The following is a 22,061-nucleotide window of genomic DNA, read 5'->3' on the forward strand; positions in this document are numbered from 1 at the left end:
TTAGCCGGTTTCCGATACGGATTCTAAGATCCCAGCGTCCGCTCGACTTTCCCTCACTTCTACTATATAAAAATAGTAGCACAAACCATGGCCTTGGTTTGTACTACTAATGTTAGTATGTTTCCGCCGGCATGGCTTCAGCCGTTTCCCTCGCTACGCTCAGTCCAGGGTCTTCAGCTCATGCTATTCCGGCTGGAGTCGCCACCTTCCACTACAATCAACTATTGTATGCTTGCTTACAAATAAGGTATTGAATAATAATTAAAGGAAATCCAGATAGGTACTTCCCATAATTTCAACCTAAGAAACTCTCAAATTAAGTCACTTATTTTTTTTCAAAAAACAATTACCTCATTTAAAACATAAGTTTTTCAGTGCTCTCAAAGCGAGACATTCCGAGACCCACACGTAATGTATAAGATGGAGGAAGGCTAAGGGCGACTCGTCCTAAAGAGAAGCCTTTATGACCAACTTCGTGTTGGCCCGGGGAGGCTTGGAGTCCGCCTGGAACAGAAATCTTCACTCTTTTTAATAGAAGCTACAAAGAAAGAGGCTGTCCTTAAAAGTCATTTTTTGACATTTAAGACAGCCCTATCAAGTAGTTTTCTTTTTCTAATTAAACTTATAGAACTGCACCAGATCCGCCATCAATATTAACGGAAGTTCCAGTTACATACGATGCTGCATCAGACACTAAAAAAGTGATGATGTTAGCCGCTTCAGAAGTATCCCCAATTCTTTGAAGAGGAATAGTTGGTCCTACAACATTTTTTGAATATTCATCCCAACTTAAATCAGCCGCTTCATTTTTCCACTTTTTCTCAATTTGCTCACTTCTAATTAGACCTATACATACTGTATTTACACGAATATTATCTTTTCCCAAGTCTTTGCTCATCGCTTTTGTTAAAGCCATGCCAGCAGCACGACTAACAGTAGTAGGTAGAGATGACGCAGGAGGGGTTTTCCCTAAAACTGCTGTTACATTCACAATAGCCCCTCCACCTACTTCACGCATAAATGGTATTGCTGCTTTAGACGTGTGAATGGCACCAAATAACTTAAGATCTAAATCTGTTTGCCATAATGCAGTATCAACTGATTCAAAAGGATTTGCTGAAGATGTACCAGCATTATTAATTAGGATATCTAGACGACCATAATGATCCACTGTTTTTTGAATGATGTTCGTACATTGTTCTTCGTTTGTAATGTCAGCAGGTACAACTAAAACTTCTACTCCTGTTTCTGTTTTTATGAAAGCAGCTGCTTCTTTTAAGCTTTTTTCTCCGCGCGCACAAATAGTCACATTTGCACCTTCCTTAACTAATTGTAAAGCTGTATGTAACCCGATACCCTTACTAGAACCAGTAATAATTGCAACTTTTCCTGTTAAACCTAAATCCACATTGTCATCCCCTTATTTTTATCAATTCTTCTATCATAATAACATCATTTTTACTATTTGTTTGAATATTACTACTATAACAACCTATCAGTGCAAAACCTAATTCAATAGTTTCCTTGAATGGCTCCAGATAGACTTTGGCTACATCCTTAACGAGGTGAGGTTTATAGCTCTTGAATAACTAGAGAATTGAATCTGTCATATTCATCTTGTAAGCTTTCTGTAGATATATTTCTACTTTAATAGAATAGAAGACAAGACTGTTTAATATTTTTCTGAAATTATAGAAGTTTAATATCCAAAGAAATTAAAAAAACCACTCAAAGCAAAGTAGCTTTGAGTGGTTCTTAATTAGATTATTTAGAAATGATGTGAATAGGATGACCCATAACAACTTCAGCAGCTTCCATCGCTATTTCACCCAAAGTTGGATGTGCGTGAATTGTCATCGAGATATCTTCAACAGTCATACCAGCCTCAATCGCTAAACCAAGCTCAGCAATCATATCAGAAGCTCCTTGACCTACGATTTGTGCTCCAAGAAGTAACCCATCTTCTTTACGAGAAACAAGTTTAACGAAGCCGTCCGCAGCATTAAGTGCAAGAGCACGACCATTTGCTCCGAATGGGAATTTCCCAGCAGCAACATCATAACCTTGTTCTTTCGCTTGTGCTTCATTTAAACCAACAGTAGCCATTTCTGGATCTGTAAAGCATACTGCAGGAATTGCTAAATAATCAACGACTGATGATTGACCAGCAATTGCTTCGGCTGCAACTTTTCCTTCGTATGATGCTTTATGCGCAAGTTGAGGACCTGCAACAATATCACCGATAGCATAAATATTACTAATGTTAGTACGGCATTGCTTATCTACTTCAAGTAATCCGCGTTCGCCAAATTTTATGCCAATTTCTTCAAGACCCATTTCGTCAGTATTAGGACGACGACCTACTGTAACTAATACATAGTCAGCTTCGACTTTTTTCTCTTCTCCACCAGCTTCATAAGTTACAACAACACCATTTTCAGTTTCTTCTACACCTTTTGCAGAAGCTTTAACTGCAATCTCAACACCTTTTTTCTTAAGGCCTTTTTTAACGATTGTCGTCATTTGTTTTTCGAAACCGGCTAAAATGTCGTCTCCGCCTTCAATAATTGTTACTTTTGAACCTAGGTTAGCATATGCAGAACCAAGCTCGGTACCAATGTATCCTCCACCAATTACTACTAAGTTTTCTGGAACTTCAGATAAACTTAAAGCACCAGTTGAGTTAAGTACACGTTTTGAATATTTAAAAGTTGGGATTTCAACTGGACGAGATCCTGTTGCTATAATCGCGTTTTTAAAAGTATATGTTTGAGCAGATTTCTCGTCCATAACACGTATAGTGTTAGCGTCTACAAAATAAGCCTCACCCATTGCTACTTCAATATTGTTTCCTTTTAATAAACCAGAAACACCACTTGTTAATTTTTTTACAACATTATCTTTGAAAGCTTGTGCTTTAGAAAAGTCGATTTTCACGTCAGTAGCAGTAATACCCATGTCGTCCGCATGTTTTGCTTGTTCAAAGCGATGACCAACAGAAATTAATGCTTTTGATGGAATACAACCTACGTTTAAACAAACGCCACCAATGTACTCTTTTTCTACTACTAAAACTTTTTGACCAGTTTGTGCAGCACGAATTGCAGCTACATATCCACCAGGGCCTGAACCAATTACTAAAGTATCTGTTTCAATCGGAAAATCTCCTACAACCATTTTTTACGCCTCCATTAATAATAATTCTGGACTGCTTAGCAAACGTTTGATATGGTTCAACGCATGTTGAGCAGTCGCACCATCGATCATTCGATGATCAAAGCTCAATGATAATGCTAACACAGGAGCAGCTACAATTTCACCATTTTTTATTACAGGTTTTTCTGAAATTCGACCAATTCCAAGTATTGCAACCTCTGGATGGTTAATAACTGGAGTAAACCATTGTCCACCAGCGGAACCAATATTCGTAATTGAGCAGGAAGCACCTTTCATTTCAGAAGGGGACAGTTTACCTTCACGTGCTTTACCAGCTAGTGTGTTAATTTCATCCGAAATTGCAAATACAGATTTTCGATCCGCATGTTTAATAACTGGAACAAGCAATCCTTTTTCTGTATCTGCCGCAATACCAATATTGAAATAATGTTTTTGAATTATTTCACTTGTCTCATCATCAAAAGAAGTATTTAATTGAGGGAATTCACGTAATGTACTAACTAAAGCTTTTACCACATATGGTAAATAAGTTAACTTGATATTTTTCTCCGCAGCAATGTCTTTAAACTTTTTGCGGTGAGCAACAAGTTCCGTTACATCAACCTCATCCATCAAAGTTACATGTGGAGCAGTCTGTTTTGAATGAACCATTGCTTTAGCAATCGCTTTTCGAATACCAGACATTTTTTCACGTGTTTCAGGGAATTCTCCTTCAAGAGAAATAGGAGCAGAAGGTTTATTTTCCACTTTACTCTCTTTTGATACTTCTTCCCCTTGTACATTACTTGAAACCTCTTCAGATTTCTGATCGCCAGATAAGAATGATTCAATATCCTCTTTTAGAATTCGTCCATTTTTTCCTGTTCCAGAAACATCTGAAATATTCACTTCATTATCACGAGCAAACTTACGAACAGATGGCATTGCAATCACACGATTGTTACCTTTTGGATCCACTCTTGGCTGTTCTGTTGTTTCTTTTGTTTTCTCAGATTTTGCAGGAGCCTTTGTTTCTTCTTTTTCAATAGATTGACCAGACTCAGCAGTAGATTGTACTTGTGCTTCGGTTTTCTCTTTTGCCACTTCGTTATCATGACCTTTAAAATGTAAATCCTCATATCCAGGAGCATCTAATCGTATAAGCACATCTCCAACGACAGCAACTGTACCTTCGCTTACCAATACTTCCGTAACTTTCCCTTTTACAGGAGAAGGAATTTCTACTACAGCTTTATCGTTTTGGACTTCGCATAAAATATCATCTTCTGCTACTTCGTCTCCTACTTTGACAAACCATTTAACGATTTCGCCTTCATGTATACCTTCACCGATATCCGGTAATCGAAATTCAAATGCCACAGTATTCACCCTTTCTTTTTAAATGCTATTTATTAAAACGTTAAAACTTTTTTAGCTGTTTCTACTATATCCTTTACTCCAGGTAACCAAACTGTTTCTGCTTGAGAAAATGGAAATACAGTATCAGGAGCAGCCACTCTTAGTACAGGCGCTTCTAGGCTTAAAATAGCTCTTTCTGTAATTTCAGCTACCACATTTGCTGCGATACCTGCTTGTCTTTGAGCTTCTTGAACAACTATTGCACGACCTGTTTTTTCAACAGAAGCAATAATTGTTTCTATATCAAGAGGTTGTACAGTACGTAAATCTACAACTTCTACAGAATGACCTTCTTTTTCTAACTCTTCCGCAGCTTTAATACTTTCATGTACCATTGCTCCGTAAGTGATAATAGATAAATCAGTACCTTCACGTTTTACATCCGCTTTACCAAGAGGAATTGTATATTCCCCCTCTGGAACTTCCCCACGGAAAGAGCGGTATAATTTCATATGCTCTAAATAAATAACTGGATCGTTATCACGAATAGCCGAAATCAATAATCCTTTTGCATCATATGGTGTAGATGGAATAACCACTTTTACACCTGGAGTAGATGTCATTAATAATTCTAAGCTATCTGCATGCATTTCTGGAGTATGAACTCCTCCACCAAATGGTGAACGGATTGTAACAGGGGCATTAAAAGAACCTCCCGTACGGAAACGCATACGAGCTAATTGACCACTAATAGAATCCATTACTTCATAAACAAATCCAAAGAACTGAATTTCAGGAACAGGTCTGAACCCTTGAAGTGCTAGACCAACTGCAAGACCACCAATTCCAGACTCAGCTAGAGGTGTATCAAATACGCGATCTTCACCAAACTCTTTTTGTAGACCTTCAGTAGCACGGAATACTCCTCCGTTTACGCCTACGTCTTCACCGAAGACTAGAACGTTTTCATCATTTTTAAGCTCAGTACGGAGTGCGTCCGTAATTGCTTGAATCATCGTCAATTGTGCCATCGGTTACTTCGACTCCTTCTCTGTATAGTAAGCTAATTGCTCATCTAAGTTATATGGATTTTCTTCATACATAATATTAATTAAATCTGTTACTTTTTGTTTTGGTGCGCCATCTGCTTTTTTGATAGATTCTTTAATTTCTTCTTTTGCTTTTTCGATTACTTCTGCTTCTTTCTCTTCATTCCATAGTCCTTTTCCTTCTAGGAATGTACGGAAACGAACAAGTGGATCTTTCTTTTCCCAAGCAGAATCTGTTTCAGAAGTACGGTAACGAGTCGGATCATCTCCAGCCATCGTATGCGGGCCATAACGATAACAAAGAGTTTCAATTAATGTTGGACCTTCTCCTCTAATCGCACGCTCTCTCGCATCTTTGGTCGCTACATAAACAGCTAATGGATCCATTCCATCTACTAACACACTCGGAATACCAGCAGCAATACCTTTTTGTGCAATTGTTTTCGCTGCTGTTTGTAATTCACGTGGAGTAGAAATAGCATATTGGTTATTTTGAACGATAAATACAGCAGGTGAGCGGAAAGCTCCAGCAAAGTTAATACCTTCATAGAAATCACCTTGTGAAGAACCACCATCACCAGTATACGAAATTGCAATCGCTTTTTTACCACGTTTTTGCATACCAAGTGCTACTCCAGCAGCTTGGATAAATTGTGCACCAATAATAATTTGCGGTGGGAAAACGTTTACACCTTCAGGTATTTGATTTCCCATGAAATGTCCGCGAGAGAACAAGAAAGCTTGCCATAACGGTAAACCATGCCATACGATTTGTGGCACATCTCGGTAACCAGGTAAGATAAAATCTTCTTTTTCAAGTGCAAATTGGGATGCTAATTGAGAAGCCTCTTGTCCAGCTGTAGGAGCATAAAAACCTAAACGTCCTTGACGGTTTAAAGATATGGAACGTTGGTCTAAAATTCGTGTATAAACCATTCGGCTCATTAATTCTACTAATTCTTCATCGGATAAGTTAGGGTTTGCTTCTTCGTTAACGATTGTCCCTTCTTCGTTTAAAATCTGGAACATTTCAAACTTTTCTTCAATCTCTTGAAGCGTTTTCTTTGGATCTAACTGCGGCGATTTGTTTGCAGCCATAATAGCAACTCTCCTTTTCTTCTGTATTAAAATTTCTTACTAAACATAGTGATACAACATTACTTCATTTTTAGTATACTCAAGTTTAAATCTACGGTCAATCATATAAAACTAGGGTTTTTTTTGTAAGAAAATTAAAAACCTTTCAAACTGTACTACTAACTATTCTTGTCTGTATTATATCAGATTGATATTATTGCAGTTATATATAACACAAAAGGCTATCCTAAAGTTTCCAATTAGAATAGCCTTTTATTTACTTATTTTCTTCTTGTAATGAAGTAAATATTTCTTCCTTCACCTGGTTTAACTGCGTTGTAAGCTCATTGAACTTCTCTACTGCTTTTTTAACCACTTCGTTCTGCTTATTCACTTCCGAAACTTTACCTTGAATCATATTTACTTCTGCTTCTTCATTAATTAGTAAGTTATATAACTCATCTTGCAAGCTTGCTAGAGAATTATACTCTTCAGTCAAAGAATCGTATGCTTCGTATCTATGATTCAGTGCTTCTTTGATTTTTTCTAAACTCGCTTTTTCGGATTCATCTTTCGTTTCGGATATTAGTGTGTCTAATTGTTTCATTTTTTCAGATGCTTTTTTAATAGAAGCTGCTTCTTTTTCTACCAATACTAAACGTTCTTCTAATAGTTTAGCTGTTTCATCCACTTGTTTTGTAAGCTCTTCTCTTTGGTCCTTTGTTAATTCCATCATACTCTGAAAGTTAGCTTGTTCTTTTTTTTCGATTGCTACTAACTCTGATTGCACATCTCTATAATCAGATTCTGATTCATATATTTCATTTAAGATGTTTGATAACTTATCTTCCGTTTGTTGACCAAAAGAGCATGCAGATAGAAATAAGATGGAGCATAGAACAACAAAGTATTTAATTTTTTTCATAAAGCAACCTCCCATACTCTTAACACTATAATTGTTCTTTGCAGGAATTTCAATTGAAACATCCGGCTCTTTTTGTTTAGTTAATGGCCTTTTTTTTGTATAATAGAAATATGAATATTGAAAGGACGATCCAAATGATACTGATGAAAGATATTATAAGAGATGGCCATCCCACTCTTCGTAAAAAGACTTCTGAAATGACTTTCCCCTTATCAGAAGAAGACCAAAAACTTGCAACAGACTTATTAGAATATATAATAAATAGCCAAAATGAAGAGGTAGCTGAAAAATACAAGCTTAGAGCTGGAATTGGTTTAGCTGCCCCACAAGTGAACGCTGAAAAAAGAATGTTTGCATTACACTTAACAGATGAAGAAGATAATCTTATAAGCTTTGTCGCTGTAAATCCTAAAATTATAAGTCATTCAGTTGAAAAAACATATATATCTGCAGGCGAGGGTTGTTTGTCTGTAGATGAAGTCATTGAAGGATATGTTCCTAGATACGCAAGAATTACAGCAACTGGTTTTTATCCAGATGGCAAACCATTTAAAAAACGTTTAAAAGGATTAGCGGCAATTGCTTTCCAACATGAGTTAGACCATTTAAATGGAATTATGTTTTATGATCATATAAATAAATTAAACCCATATGCAGAAATACCTGATTCTACACCATATGAGCGCGGATGATAAGAGAGGCGCCTCCTAGGCACAGTAAAAATCAGATTTTCCTCAGCCTACCGCTCATTTTCCACGGGCGAGCACCGAGCAAGCTGGCCCAACACAATTTTGGTCATGAAGCCATGCCGGCGGAAAGCGTCCGCCTGGAACGGAAATTAACGGGTCCAAAATAAGAATAGAATATGTGAACAACTTGTCGTTCACATACGATGAAATCACATAGAGGACTTTTTCAGTGCCCTCGCTTCGCTCCTGCTGGGTCTCGCTGTCTCGCATTCTCACGGGAGTTGAGGGGAGGCTTCTACAAACCAATAAAATGTTATTTATTACTAATTTAATTCTTCAATTCTTGGCATTGCTGATAATGCACCAAATTTTGTCGCACAAATTGCTCCTAACTTGTTGCCGAATGATACATAATCTTTCCACAGATCTATAGTTGTAGGGGTTCCATATAAATGAATCTGCCTTAATATCCCTGCCATAAATGCATCACCGGCACCTGTTGTATCCACAGGGTCGACTTTGACAACTGGAATGTGAACAATCTCTTCATTCATCACAATATAAGCCCCTTCCTCTCCCATTGTAATAAGAACTGTCGGAATGGAGTAATACTGCAACTTTTCAATACCCACTTCAAGTGTTTCTGTACTTGTAATGAAGAACAACTCATCTTCTGTTAATTTTAATAAATTTACGTCTTTAAAAAAAGAAATAATTGTAGCTCTACAAATTTCTTCACTTTCCCATCTTAATGGTCTGATATTTGCATCAAATGACAAGAAAGTTCCTAGCTCTTTCAATGAACCTACTATTTCTTTTGTAGTATTAAGGGCAACAGGGTGAAATAAAGTTCCAGAACAAAAATGAAATAGAGAAGCATTTTGAAAAGCTGGTTTATCTAATGTAAAGTATTCTACTTGGACATTTGGTGTTTCATCTACATACTTATAAAAAATCCGGTCGTTATTAGAGGTCAAATGAACATATACTCCACTCACTCTTTTTTCTGGAATCACCTTTGCATATGTTAGATCAACACCTTCTGCCGCAAGTTCATTTCGAACAAACTCAGATGTTTCATCTTCACCAGTCACAGTTATAAAAGAAGCGGTAGCTCCTAATCTAGATATACCAGCAGCAACATTCACAGTAGCTCCCCCTAAAAACTTTGTGAATTCCGTATTACTTGAATCATTTGCAATGTAATCAACAAATGCATCCCCGTATATTAGTACATGTTTATTTTGTTTGATATTCATGTAGATCTCCTTATTACACCTTTTATTGGATAAGTTCTAACCTCTTCATGGCATTGATTAGACCATTTTCAGAAACATGATCGGTGACAAACGTCGCACTGTTCTTTAATTCGTCGACAGAATTCCCCATCGCTACACCTGTCCCAACAAATTCGAGCATTTCTATATCATTAAATCCATCGCCGAATGCAATACAATCTTCTGGAGTTTTTCCTAAATGAGTTAGTAATAATTCTATTCCTTTAGCTTTTGAAACTCCTTTTGGTAGAACATCACAAGATACTCGATGCCAACGAACAAATTTTAATGCCGGAAATGCATTTTCATAATCCCTTTGTTCCTCCAAACTACAAAAAACTAAAGCTTGATGGATATCATTTGACAAGAAAAAGTTTTCTTCTGTTCTAGGTAACGCCATTTTTAAAGAAGAAATACTTTCAAACACATCTTCATGGTCAGGAATATTCGAAACAAATTCTTTAATATCCATATATACTACCGGCTGTTCCCTATTTTGTGCAAAATCAGTTAACTTTTGCAACGCTTCTTTTTCTAAAATGCCTTTATGGATAGTTTCGCCTTTATACTGAACGATTTGCCCATTATAGCAAACAAATGAGTCTATGTTTAACTGTTCTAAAACAAATTTAGCTGTAAAGGGAGCTCTTCCTGTAGCGATTATTATTTCATGACCGTTCGATTTTGCTTCATTAATTGCTTCTATTACACCTTTGGGGATATTTTTATCACCATCTAGAATAGTTCCATCAATATCAAAAAATAAAATTTTATTTTTCATAAAAATAATCCTCTTTTCTTTATACAAATAGTTTGACTTTTCTGCGAAAATCCTTTACAATTTCCCGAATCTTGTATATAATGTAGTACAAGGAGTGGGTGGCCATGTTGAAACGCCTGAAAAGGAAACTGTTGAGACGGCTCGGTGGATTACTCAGAGAAAAAACGATTGCATAGATTTTTATGCCCTTCAAATTTTGGAGGGCTTTTCTTTATTTTAAATAAGCGTCGTGATAATATAAAGAGAATTGATTTATTTTGGACGTTGAAAAGGAGAGTATAAAATGATTTATAAAGTTTATTATCAAGAAAATGCACTAGAAGTACCAGTTCGCGAAAACACTAAGAGCCTTTATTTAGAAGCAGAATCAGAGCGTGAAGTTCGTTCTCATCTAAAAGATCGAAAGTATAATATTGAATTAATTCAACTGCTTGAAGGTAGTCATTTAGAATACGAACAAGCAAGTGCGAATTTCAATGTTGAGAAGTTATAATCTATGAAATTTGTAAAGAATGATCAAACTGCGGTTTTCGCCCTCGGCGGACTAGGCGAAATCGGCAAAAATACTTATGGCGTTCAATTTCAAGATGAAATAATTTTGATTGATGCCGGAATCAAATTTCCAGAAGATGATTTATTAGGAATTGACTATGTTATTCCTGACTACACGTATTTAGTAAAAAATGTGGATAAAATTAAAGGCCTTTTTATCACACATGGTCATGAGGATCACATCGGTGGAATTCCTTATTTATTGAAACAACTTAACGTTCCTGTTTATGGCGGAAAGTTAGCTCTTGGTTTACTTCGCAATAAATTAGAAGAACATGGTTTACTTCGTCAAACTAAAATGAATGTAATCGAAGAAAACGATGTCATCAAGTTCAGAAAAACCGCAGTGAGCTTTTTTAGGACAACACATAGTATTCCTGATGCGTTCGGTATTGTAGTAAAAACTCCTCCAGGCAATATTGTTCACACAGGAGATTTTAAATTTGATTTCACACCTGTTGGTGAACCAGCAAACTTAACGAAAATGGCTGAAATCGGAAGTGACGGAGTCCTATGTCTACTATCCGATAGTACAAATGCGGAAGTGCCTAACTTTACAATGTCTGAACGTAAAGTAGGAGAAAGTATGGATTCTATCTTTAGAAAAGTAAATGGTCGAATTATTTTTGCGACTTTTGCTTCTAATATTCATAGACTTCAACAAGTAACAGATGCAGCTGTACATCATAATCGTAAAATTGCTGTATTTGGAAGAAGTATGGACAATGCCATTACGATTGGTCGAGAGCTTGGATATATCACTGCTCCAAAGGAAACTTTTGTTGATGTTAGTACATTAAATCGATTGCCAGCAAATGAAGTACTTATTTTATGTACTGGTAGCCAAGGTGAACCAATGGCTGCACTTTCTCGAATTGCAAATGGCACACATCGTCAAATTCAAATCCAGCCTGGAGATACGGTAGTATTTTCTTCCTCTCCTATACCTGGAAACAGATCGAGTGTAAATCGTACGATTAACTTGCTATATCGTGCAGGCGCGGAAGTAATTCATGGTTCATTAAATAATATTCATACATCTGGACATGGTTCCCAAGAAGAACAAAAGCTTATGCTACGTCTTATGAAACCAAAATTCTTCATGCCAATACATGGAGAATATCGTATGTTAAAAATTCATTCAGAACTTGCTGTCGATTGTGATGTCCCTCAAGAAAATACGTTTATCATGGAAAATGGCGATGTACTTGCATTAAGTGCAAACGAAGCACATGTAGCCGGTAAGATTCCTTCCGGGGATGTTTACATCGATGGTAGTGGCATAGGAGACATAGGTAATATTGTACTTCGCGATCGCCGAATTTTATCTGAAGAGGGATTAGTTATTGTCGTAGTTAGCGCGGATATGGAAAAGAAAAAAATTGTTTCTGGACCAGATATAATCTCACGAGGATTTGTCTATATGCGTGAGTCAGGGACAATGATTAACGAGGCTCAACAAATGCTAAACAAGCACTTACGATTAACGATTCAGGACAAGCCTGCTGAATGGTCAGAATTAAAAAATGAGATTACAGATGTATTGAGCCCTTATTTATATGAAAAAACAAAAAGACGTCCAATGATATTACCAATTATTATGGAAGTTTAGTATGCAGTGTAAAACCTCAGATTTCAATAATCTGAGGTTTTATTTTGGAGAAATTTAATCATTTATTTAGTTGTACAAGTCACTCTCTGTGAATAAGATACAAGATATCTATTTCGACGGAGGACTTACAATGAATTCAATATTTACCTACATCCTGTTGGGGATTTCTTTAGCTGCACCAGTTGGACCTGTTAATGCTGGACAATTAGATACGGGGATTAAAAATGGTTTTTTTCATGCATTAGTTTTTGGATTTGGTGCATTAACTGCCGACATTCTATATATGATCATGGTTTATTTTGGGATTGGGCAATTTATAGACTCACCTTACATTAAAATACTTTTATGGACTTTTGGTTGTTTTGTTCTAACTTATACAGGCTTTGAAAACTTACTAACCCTTAACAAAATAAAAATTAACATGTCAGCTGGAAAGCGCATTCGTCTTAGGCAGGCATTACTATCGGGATTCCTAATTTCACTCTTGAATCCTCTAACGATTCTTTTTTGGTTGGGTATTTACGGTTCTGTCCTTGCGCAAACATCCGAATCTCTCCAAGACAATCAATTGATTATTTTTAGCTTAGCTATTATAGTAGGGGTAATTTTGTGGGATACGATTATAGCTTTTCTTTCAAGCACTGCAAGAAAGTACCTATCAACGAGGTTTCTAATTATTATCTCCTTACTCTCTTCCTTTTCAATGATTGCATTCGGTATATATTTTGGTATTCAGGCTTATCACACACTCTTTTGAGACTCTTCCTTTCTCCAGCGCTTACGTAACACTAAGATGACTAGTGCAATTACAGATATGAATGCTAAACTGATAAAAAAACCAGGTCGACTTGTTGAATGAACAAGTGATCCACTTACGGCAGCAGCTACAAGGATCATGCCGATAATTCTTTTAACTTTATCCGCATTAGTTGGCTCAATCAGTTTGTGATAAAACGTTAACATAAATAACCAGTTATAAAGTAACATTAATGCAGCAGCAGTCGTTATATATTCATACACTTTATCAGGTAACACTAAAGAAGTAACAATAGATATTACTAGTCCTAAGGAAGTTAATGCAATTGCAGGTAAAGGCATTATAAATTTTTTTTTCGAATGTTTGCTGAAAATTGATGGAGCATCTCCCTCTTCCGATAGTGTCGTAAGGATTGTAGTGACCGAAAATAAAGAAGCAGACATTGCTGAAAAACCAGCAATAATAATAGCAGCAGTAAAAACGTGGGGAAAAAAGTCTAAATTAAAATCCGCTAAAGCAGTAACAAAGGGACTTTTCTTATCTTTAAATTCTGTATAGGGAACGAGTAATAGCGCCAAAGTAAGAGAAATTACATAAATTAGGCCAATAAGAGCTAGCATTACTTTCCCTGATTTCGGTGCGTCTTCTTTCTTTTTAAGATGAATAGCCATAACACCCATTACTTCTATTCCGCCATGAGCGAAAAAGGCAAATAAAAGTGCACTCCAAAATCCAAAAACACCTTTTGGAAATAATTCGCCCATTGTTTTTGGAATATCTCCTTTTGGATTACCATCTAATACACCAGTGAGCGCTAAGATCGCAATAATAATAAACATAAAGATAGCTGCAATTTTCATAATAGCGAATATACTTTCTACTTTTCCAAATGCCTTTGCACCAATAAAAAGAACGATAAGTCCACAAATAGCGTATATTAAAGCAAAAATCCACAAACGAACATTTGGGAACCAAAGCTTTGTCAATAGCGAAATTGCAGTCAGCTGACTACCTATTATCAATATTTCAGAACACCAGTAAACCCAGCCACTACTAAAACCTGCCCAACGTCCATATGCTTTTTTAGCGTAGGTTCGAAATGTACCTTTTTGTGGATCTTTAGCAGACATTTTAGCAAGGGCTTCAAACACAATGTATGTCGCAGTAGCTGCCAAAATAAAAGTAAAAATAACGGATGGTCCGGTCATTTGAATGGCGATACTAGATGCCAAGAAAAAACCTGTCCCAATAATACAACCAACCCCAATTAAGGATAGTTGCCACCAAGCAAGATGCCCCTCACTCTTACCTTTTTCTAATTTTTGTTTAGCCACATTTCGCACCTCCTTGTAATAGTCTGTCACAAGGATATATTTTTATGTGGCCTCCGCTGATGTAAAAAATGTGTGGCTGGTTGAATGCATGGAATAGATTGGTTGTTTAAAAACAAGAAATGTGGAGGCAAGCTCGTCTTTTCCATGAACCATAATTGGTTCGCTCTGAGCGAAAACGAACGAGACTTCTAAACTGTGAAATTGGCTTAGACGCATATGTCGTCGCCTCTCTCTATATTTTCAGCTTTTCTATCCCTCTCCTACTTCATTCAGCGCCATTGCAGTATTACACTTGTAGAGATTTATTCGAGGTTTAAAGATATACCGTTTGCTTTGCAAACAAAAAAAAGCCCAGTTGAGGGCTTAATGTGCTAAGTATATGCTTGCATTTAAGATAATACTTTTTTCTCAAAACGATTTATATCAACATCTGCTCCAATAATAATGAGCACATCGTTTAATTGAAGCTGCTCATCTGCTGGTGGTGAAACAAAAATATCATTTCCCCTTTTAACAGCAACAATATTAATACCATATTTTGCACGTATATCTAGATCGATAATAGAATGTCTTGCTATTTTTTCATTTACCTTTATTTCCATAATAGAATGTTTGTCGGATAGTTCAAGATAATCGAGAACATTACTTGATATTATATTATTTGCAATTCTTATCCCCATATCTCGTTCTGGATGTACAACTTGATCGGCCCCAATTTTGCGAAGTACCTTTTCATGGTAATCATTTTGGGCTTTAACCGTAATTTTTTTAACACCTATTTCTTTAAGCATTAATGTAGTTAGAATGCTAGACTGAATATCATCTCCAATAGCAACAATTACATGTTCAAAGTTCCGAATACCAAGAGATTTTAAAGCAGCTTCGTCTGTGGTATCTGCAACAACTGCTTGCGTCGCAATTGTTGCATATTCATCTACACGTTCAGGTACTATATCAATCGCCATTACATCAGCGCCTTGTGTAATCAATTCTCGAACAATACTTCCTCCAAAACGACCTAAACCAATAACTACAAATTCTTTTTGCACGCCAATACCTCCCCACCATTCGAATGCACTTAGTTTACCATATGGAATCGAATAGTAGATAGAATTTATCGCTTATTTTTCTTTCATTAAATGAGTCAATCGTTTTTCGAGCATATACATCCCATTCTCTCCTGATTGGATATGTCTTAACAATCCGTTTTTATCAAATAAATAAAAAGAAGGAACGATTCTATTTTGAAAAGCTTTTGTAACGTTTAAATTATGATCTAGACAAACAGAATGACTCATCTTCCATTGCTTAATAATTGTTTTTATGAGCACATCATTTATATCCTCTTGTTTTCTAGGCATATGGACACTAACGATGTTAAATTTTCCACTGTATAACCCTTTCCATTTATTGATTGTTTCCATCGAGCCCTTACATAAACTACAGCTGACCGACCAAAAATGAACAAGTAGTGGTAATTCACCTATCAATTGTTCCTTTGTCTGTTTTCCATTTATCCACTGTAAATCCCGATAAAACTCAGGTAACTCCTCTCTTAACTTCATTTTCCTCTCTCCTTTTTTGTATAAGTCCAAAGCTATTGTATGCAAATGAAAATAAATTGACAGTTCCCTACATTTACATACATGAAATTTTTGATATTTATTTAATAAGTTGTTAAAGTAAACTTTAAGTTGTGTTAAAATAAACTTTGTTTAAAAAATAGGAATTCATTTTCACTTACGAAGGAGTTTCTGTGATGCAAATAGGGAAAAAAATAAAACGATTGCGGTTGAAAAAAGGACTGACGCAAGAAGAACTAGGAGAAAGAACTGACCTTAGTAAAGGCTTTATATCCCAGGTGGAAAGAGATATTAATTCACCGTCCATTGAAACCTTTTTTTCCATATTGAGTGTGTTAGGAACTAAACCAAAAGATTTTTTTGATGATGAACAGGAAAGGACAAAAGTCGTTTTTAAACAAGAAGAACAGACTATTTATGAGGATGAAGAAAAAAACTATGAACTAAAATGGCTTATTTCCGAATCCAATGAAAATGAAATGGAGCCTGTTCATCTTAAACTAGGAGTTGGCGGCCAATTTAAACGATTTGAACCTTCCCTTTCGGAGACGTTTATTTATGTGTTAAATGGAAGGGTCAAACTTACTTTAGGAAAGCAACAATATATAGCTTCAAAAGGTGAATCTATTTATTTTGAAGCGTCTGATCATCATCAGCTTGAAAATGATTCTACTGAAGAAGCACACATTATTTACGTAGTTACAAATTCATATTTATAATATTTAATTTCTTGTAAGTAAATGTGTTTCTTTATAAAAAAACAAAATGGAGGGGTATTATGTCGGAAACACCAATCATTCGTTTCGAAAATGTCACGAAATTCTATGATGCAGAAACTAATGTACTAGACAATATTAACTTGGAATTAGAACGCGGAAAGTTTTATACACTGCTTGGACCTTCTGGCTGTGGTAAAACAACTATATTAAGATTAATCGCTGGATTTATGCAGCCTTCAAGTGGGAACATTTATTTCAATGGGAAATTAATTAATAATGTTCCTGCAAATGAACGCCAAGTGAATACTGTATTCCAAGACTATGCTTTATTTCCGCATTTAAATGTGTTTGAAAATGTTGCATTTGGTCTTCGCATTAAAAAGTTAGGAAAAAAAGAAATTGAACAAAAAGTATTTGAGGCACTTAAATTTGTCAATTTGACAGGATATGAAAACAGAGAAATCGCTGAAATGTCAGGTGGACAAAGACAGCGTGTTGCAATAGCACGCGCAATTGTCAATGATCCTGAAATAATTTTATTGGATGAGCCTCTATCAGCTCTCGACTTGAAGCTTCGCTCTGAAATGCAGTATGAGCTTCGTGAATTACAACAACGTTTAGGTAAAACATTTATTTTTGTCACACATGATCAAGAAGAAGCACTTGCCATGTCGGATGAAATTTTCGTATTGAATGCAGGGCATATTGAACAAAGTGGAACTCCAATGGATATTTATGATGAGCCCATTAACCGTTACGTTGCTGATTTTATTGGAGAATCTAATATAGTATCTGGAACGATGGTGGAAGATTTTCGGGTTCGTATTGGGGGTAAAATTTTTGAGTGTGTGGATCAAGGGTTAAATACGAACGAAAAAGTAGATATTGTAATCCGTCCAGAAGATTTAGAAATTACAGCCGTTGAAAAAGGTAAAATGAAAGTAAAAGTAGATACTCAATTATTTAGAGGAGTTCACTATGAATTATCCACTTACGACGATGAGGGAAATGAGTGGCTAGTACACTCTACTAAAAAAGCAGACGTCGGAGAATTTATCGGTTTAGATTTTGATCCTGAAGCAATTCACGTTATGCGTCTCAATGAAACAGAAGAAGAATTTGATAAACGATTAGAGTCATACGGAGAAGATCAGTATGCAAACTAAAAATACAAAAACTTTATATTTAGTACCATATTTTGCATGGATTTTACTATTTGTAATAGCTCCTATCGCATTAATTGCTTATTATTCATTCTTTGACTTAAATGGTGGCTTTACACTTTCAAATTATCAAAACTTCTTTACTTCCGTTTATTTAAAATTAACAATTAGCTCATTCTGGTATGCTTTTTTAATTACTTTATTTTCATTGTTAATCGCATATCCTACAGCATATTTTTTAACCAAAACAAAACATAAACAATTGTGGCTCTTATTAATCATTATTCCCTCATGGATAAACTTACTATTAAAAACATATGCGTTCATTGGAATTTTTGGATTATACGGACCTATAAATGCATTTCTAAATGTTTTTGGGATCGGAGAGCAACAAATATTATTTACTGATTTTAGTTTTATCTTTGTCTCTGTTTATATTTTTATTCCATTTATGATTCTACCTATCTTTAATGCTTTGGATAAATTAAATCCATCCTTAGTAGATGCTAGTAGAGATTTAGGTGCTTCTAGTTGGACAACCTTTACAAAAGTTATTTTCCCATTAACTACGAATGGTGTGAAAGCTGGTATTCAAGCAGTATTTATCCCTTCCCTTTCCCTTTTCATGATTACACGTCTAATCGCTGGGAATAAGGTAATAACACTAGGTACAGCTATTGAACAACAATTTTTAGTAACACAAAATTGGGGTATGGGAGCAACAATTGCAGTTTTCCTAATAATATTCATGGTAATAATAATGGTTATTACAGGACAAAGAGAAAAGGGGGCTAATTTACATGGAAAAAACAAGTAAGTCAGCTAAGCTATACTTAGCCCTCATATTTATTGTTTTATACGCACCGATCTTTTATCTAATCTTTTATTCTTTTAATAGCGGCGGAACAATGAATTCTTTTGAATCATTTACTTGGGAACATTATGGAGCAGTGTTTACTGACACTCGACTCATTATGATACTTATTAATACCGTAATTGTTGCTTTACTATCTGCATTAATAGCAACGATTATTGGCGTGTTTGGGTCCCTTGGAATTGTCTATATGAAAAACAAATCTATCCGTAATTCCATTTTATCTTTAAATAACGTTTTAATCGTAAGTCCAGATGTAGTAATTGGTGCTTCCTTTTTAATCTTATTTACAATGGTCGGTGTTAAGTTAGGATTTGCATCTGTATTAATTTCTCATATCGCATTTAGTATTCCAATCGTTGTTCTTATGGTTCTTCCAAAGCTACAAGAAATGAACAGCACTTTAATTGATGCTGCAGCCGACCTTGGCGCAACGAACAAAGATATTTTATCTCGTGTTATTATTCCATTTATTAAACCTGGGATATTTGCTGGTTTTTTTATGGCATTAACTTACTCATTAGATGATTTTGCGGTTACTTTTTTCGTTACAGGAAATGGTTTCAGCACTCTTTCTGTTGAAATTTATTCAATGGCACGTGCTGGTATAACTTTAACGATTAATGCACTATCCGGTATCATCTTTGTTGTAACTTTATTGCTTGTTGTTGGTTATTACTTTATTAGCCAGCGTGGGAAAAACCCTGTCGGAATGGGGGTTAGAAAATGAAAGAGATTATAAGAGCTACCATTGCTATTATTGTAGTATGTGCTCTACTATTTTTTGTAAATGACTATTTAAACAAAAGTTCTGGAAACGCTGGAAATGATACAGTTACTATTTATAACTGGGGAGAATATATTGATCCCGAGTTAATTGCACAATTTGAGGATGAATCCGGATATAGAGTAGTATATGAAACATTCGATTCCAATGAAGCGATGATGACTAAGATCGAACAGGGTGGAACTTCCTACGATATCGCCGTCCCTTCCGAATATGCAATTGAAAAAATGAAAGAAAATAATTTACTATTACCAATTGATCATTCCAAAATACCGAATCTAGAAAATATTGATCCATATTTTTTAGACCTGTCCTTTGATCCTAAAAATGAATTCTCTATTCCTTATTTTTGGGGAACTGTAGGAATCGTTTATAATCCAACCTTGCTCGATGGACAAACCTTTGATAGTTGGGAAGCTCTTTGGGATTCATCTTTAAAAGGACAAATACTATTAGTTGATGGTGCCCGTGAAGTTATTGGAATGGGCCTGAATAGTTTAGGCTATTCATTAAACTCAACAAACGTTAGCGAGTTGCAAGAAGCTACCGATAAGTTGAAAAAACTTACACCTAATGTAAAAGCTATTATCGGAGACGAAGTAACTCAACTAATGGTTAATGAGGAAGCAGCTGTGGCACTAACTTGGTCAGGACAAGCAGCTGATATGATGTGGGAAAATGAAGAACTTGACTATGCTGTACCACAAGAAGGTTCAAATTTATGGTTCGATAATATGGTTATACCGAAAACCGCAGCTAATATAGAAGGAGCTCATGCATTTATCAACTTTATGTTAGATGTTGAAGTTGCCGCTCAAAATGCAGACTACGTGGGTTATTCAACACCCAACCTAGCAGCAGTTGATATAATGGATGAAGAAGTCACTTCGGATGAGCGTTTCTATCCTCCAGAGGAACAGCGAGATAATCTTGAAGTATATAATAATCTTGGGCTTGAAATGCTTGGTAAATACAATGAATTATTTTTAGAGTTTAAAATGAGTGCAAACTGATACCTAGAGCCGTCTTTTGTAGACGGTCCTAGGTTTTTAATTGTCTTAATAAAAAGTAAATAATTATTCGTGATGCGAAAGTTTTTATTATGCTAAGAATGTGATAGAATCGATAGACGCAGTTAAGAATTTTTAAGAGAGTAGGATATATATGTCAACAAAGAAATCATCTCATTTTGCCCTTTACATATTAATGTTCAATATGTTTATCGCGATGGCAGGTATTGGGTTAGTTATTCCTGTAATGCCTCAATACTTAGAAACTTTTGGTGTTGCTGGCCAAGCACTTGGATTGATTATAGCTTCCTTTGCTTTAGGTCAGTTTTTATTTTCTCCTTTAGCAGGGGATTTATCGGATACATTAGGACGTAAAAAACTAATTATGGTAGGACTAGTTATCTTTTCTGCGTCACAATTATGGTTTGGATTAGCAACCCATGAATGGATGCTTTATGTTGCACGATTTGTTACCGGAATTGGAGGAGCATTTTTAATTCCAGCAACAATGGCATTTGTTGCTGATATAACCTCCATTGAAGAACGTGGAAAAGGAATGGGATTACTTGGGGCTTCGATGTCTCTAGGATTTATGATAGGACCTGCAATAGGTGGATTTTTAGCAAGTGTTAGCTTATCATTCCCATTTTTTATGGCTTCCCTTGCAGCAATCCTTTCTGCAATTATCTCTTTAATCATTTTGCCAGATATTAAAAATGCTGTTGCAGAAATTCCACCAGAAAAAAAAGCTCGAGAAAATATATTGACTCAAATGAAAAACTCAGTCAAAACTCCGTATTTTATGATGCTAATAATTATCTTTGTTTTCACATTTGGTATATCCAATTTCCAGACAACCTTCTCTTTATATGTAGATCATAAATACAACTATACACCAAAAGATATCGCTGTTGTTTTAACAGTTGGTGGGTTCATTGGGGTAATTGTTCAAACACTTGTCGTAGAGAGATTATTTAAACGTTTTGGCGAATTAAATGTTATCTTAGTCAATTTAGTTGTTGCCGCTTTAGCGCTATTGTTGTTCTTCTTTGTGAATAGTTTCTGGCTTGTATTAGTAGCAGCATCTATATTCTCTACTGCAACTACACTTATTCGCCCAGCAGTAAACACGGTTGTTTCTAAACTTGCAGGGAATGAACAAGGTTTTGCAGCAGGTATGAATAATGCCTATATGAGTTTAGGAAGTATGATTGGTCCAGCACTTGCAGGAATGTTTTTTGATATAAACATGAACTTACCATTTATTGTAGGAACAATTATTTTGCTTTTCTCATGGGGACTAACGCTTATTTGGATAAGAAGAAAAAAACCTATAATTTAAAAAGTGCTAATCGCG

21 protein-coding genes are annotated in these 22,061 nt (G+C 35.6%); 10 read left to right on the top strand and 11 right to left on the bottom strand.

Going from position 1 to position 22,061, the window contains the following annotated elements; genetic code table 11:
* Positions 1-622: 622 nt before the first annotated feature.
* The 6 genes from WAX74_RS19550 to WAX74_RS19575 form a co-directional block, all read right to left on the bottom strand.
* Entirely contained in the window at positions 623-1,408 is a 786-nt protein-coding gene (locus tag WAX74_RS19550; protein WP_336499343.1) for an SDR family NAD(P)-dependent oxidoreductase, read from the bottom strand.
* Positions 1,409-1,764: 356 nt separating this feature from the next.
* Positions 1,765-3,177, bottom strand: a complete 1,413-nt coding sequence (gene lpdA, locus WAX74_RS19555) for a dihydrolipoyl dehydrogenase (RefSeq protein WP_336499344.1) — start codon at positions 3,175-3,177, stop codon at positions 1,765-1,767.
* Between the two features lie 3 nt (positions 3,178-3,180).
* Entirely contained in the window at positions 3,181-4,536 is a 1,356-nt protein-coding gene (locus WAX74_RS19560; protein ID WP_336499345.1) for a dihydrolipoamide acetyltransferase family protein, read from the bottom strand.
* A gap of 32 nt (positions 4,537-4,568) precedes the next feature.
* A complete protein-coding gene (locus WAX74_RS19565) occupies positions 4,569-5,546 on the bottom strand; it encodes an alpha-ketoacid dehydrogenase subunit beta (protein ID WP_336499346.1) in 978 nt (325 codons plus the stop codon).
* Between the two features lie 3 nt (positions 5,547-5,549).
* Positions 5,550-6,662, bottom strand: a complete 1,113-nt coding sequence (gene pdhA / locus WAX74_RS19570) for a pyruvate dehydrogenase (acetyl-transferring) E1 component subunit alpha (RefSeq protein WP_336499347.1) — start codon at positions 6,660-6,662, stop codon at positions 5,550-5,552.
* A gap of 256 nt (positions 6,663-6,918) precedes the next feature.
* Positions 6,919-7,566 (bottom strand): YkyA family protein, encoded by a 648-nt coding sequence (locus tag WAX74_RS19575; RefSeq protein WP_336499348.1) that lies wholly within the window; start codon positions 7,564-7,566, stop codon positions 6,919-6,921.
* Positions 7,567-7,700: 134 nt separating this feature from the next.
* Here WAX74_RS19575 and def point away from each other — a divergent pair, with 134 nt between their 5' ends.
* Positions 7,701-8,258 carry a peptide deformylase gene (gene def, locus WAX74_RS19580; protein WP_336499371.1) on the top strand — a complete coding sequence of 186 codons (558 nt, stop codon included), beginning with the start codon at positions 7,701-7,703 and terminating at the stop codon, positions 8,256-8,258.
* Positions 8,259-8,578: 320 nt separating this feature from the next.
* Here def and WAX74_RS19585 read toward each other — a convergent pair whose 3' ends face one another.
* Both WAX74_RS19585 and WAX74_RS19590 read right to left on the bottom strand, forming a co-directional pair.
* The gene (locus WAX74_RS19585; protein ID WP_336499349.1) at positions 8,579-9,514 is read right to left on the bottom strand and encodes a carbohydrate kinase family protein; all 936 of its coding nucleotides are present in this window, start codon (positions 9,512-9,514) and stop codon (positions 8,579-8,581) included.
* Between the two features lie 22 nt (positions 9,515-9,536).
* Positions 9,537-10,313: a Cof-type HAD-IIB family hydrolase gene (locus WAX74_RS19590; RefSeq protein WP_336499350.1), complete on the bottom strand. Its 777-nt coding sequence runs from the start codon at positions 10,311-10,313 to the stop codon at positions 9,537-9,539.
* Between the two features lie 283 nt (positions 10,314-10,596).
* Here WAX74_RS19590 and WAX74_RS19595 point away from each other — a divergent pair, with 283 nt between their 5' ends.
* From WAX74_RS19595 to WAX74_RS19605, 3 genes are all read left to right on the top strand, one after another.
* Entirely contained in the window at positions 10,597-10,806 is a 210-nt protein-coding gene (locus tag WAX74_RS19595; protein WP_336499351.1) for a DNA-dependent RNA polymerase subunit epsilon, read from the top strand.
* Between the two features lie 3 nt (positions 10,807-10,809).
* Entirely contained in the window at positions 10,810-12,477 is a 1,668-nt protein-coding gene (gene rnjA, locus WAX74_RS19600) for a ribonuclease J1 (RefSeq protein ID WP_336499352.1), read from the top strand.
* Positions 12,478-12,607: 130 nt separating this feature from the next.
* Positions 12,608-13,234, top strand: a complete 627-nt coding sequence (locus WAX74_RS19605; RefSeq protein ID WP_336499353.1) for a LysE family transporter — start codon at positions 12,608-12,610, stop codon at positions 13,232-13,234.
* Here the strand turns inward: WAX74_RS19605 and WAX74_RS19610 are convergent.
* From WAX74_RS19610 to WAX74_RS19620, 3 genes are all read right to left on the bottom strand, one after another.
* The gene (locus tag WAX74_RS19610; RefSeq protein ID WP_336499354.1) at positions 13,219-14,568 is read right to left on the bottom strand and encodes an amino acid permease; all 1,350 of its coding nucleotides are present in this window, start codon (positions 14,566-14,568) and stop codon (positions 13,219-13,221) included. The genes WAX74_RS19605 and WAX74_RS19610 overlap by 16 nt on opposite strands.
* A 389-nt stretch (positions 14,569-14,957) precedes the next feature.
* Positions 14,958-15,617: a potassium channel family protein gene (locus WAX74_RS19615; RefSeq protein WP_336499355.1), complete on the bottom strand. Its 660-nt coding sequence runs from the start codon at positions 15,615-15,617 to the stop codon at positions 14,958-14,960.
* A gap of 72 nt (positions 15,618-15,689) precedes the next feature.
* Positions 15,690-16,133, bottom strand: coding sequence for a TlpA family protein disulfide reductase (locus WAX74_RS19620; RefSeq protein WP_336499356.1), 444 nt, complete (start codon positions 16,131-16,133; stop codon positions 15,690-15,692).
* 194 nt (positions 16,134-16,327) lie between these two features.
* On the opposite strand from WAX74_RS19620, the gene WAX74_RS19625 reads away from it, so the two are divergent.
* The 6 genes from WAX74_RS19625 to WAX74_RS19650 all read left to right on the top strand — a co-directional run bounded on the left by WAX74_RS19625 (position 16,328) and on the right by WAX74_RS19650 (position 22,046).
* A complete protein-coding gene (locus WAX74_RS19625) occupies positions 16,328-16,870 on the top strand; it encodes a helix-turn-helix domain-containing protein (protein ID WP_336499357.1) in 543 nt (180 codons plus the stop codon).
* Between the two features lie 59 nt (positions 16,871-16,929).
* Positions 16,930-18,036 (top strand): ABC transporter ATP-binding protein, encoded by a 1,107-nt coding sequence (locus WAX74_RS19630; protein WP_336499358.1) that lies wholly within the window; start codon positions 16,930-16,932, stop codon positions 18,034-18,036.
* Complete coding sequence (locus WAX74_RS19635) at positions 18,026-18,850, top strand: ABC transporter permease (protein WP_336499359.1); 825 nt, start codon at positions 18,026-18,028, stop codon at positions 18,848-18,850. The genes WAX74_RS19630 and WAX74_RS19635 overlap by 11 nt, the downstream gene beginning before the upstream one ends.
* On the top strand, positions 18,834-19,637 hold the full coding sequence (locus WAX74_RS19640; RefSeq protein WP_336499360.1) for an ABC transporter permease: 804 nt from the start codon (positions 18,834-18,836) through the stop codon (positions 19,635-19,637). The genes WAX74_RS19635 and WAX74_RS19640 overlap by 17 nt, the downstream gene beginning before the upstream one ends.
* Positions 19,634-20,707, top strand: a complete 1,074-nt coding sequence (locus WAX74_RS19645) for an ABC transporter substrate-binding protein (RefSeq protein WP_336499361.1) — start codon at positions 19,634-19,636, stop codon at positions 20,705-20,707. Before WAX74_RS19640 ends, WAX74_RS19645 begins: the two co-directional genes overlap by 4 nt.
* Positions 20,708-20,858: 151 nt before the next feature.
* A complete protein-coding gene (locus tag WAX74_RS19650) occupies positions 20,859-22,046 on the top strand; it encodes an MFS transporter (protein ID WP_336499362.1) in 1,188 nt (395 codons plus the stop codon).
* The last annotated feature ends 15 nt before the right edge of the window (positions 22,047-22,061 follow it).

It is taken from the genome of Psychrobacillus mangrovi, from assembly GCF_037104765.1.
Lineage (GTDB): Bacteria > Bacillota > Bacilli > Bacillales_A > Planococcaceae > Psychrobacillus > Psychrobacillus mangrovi.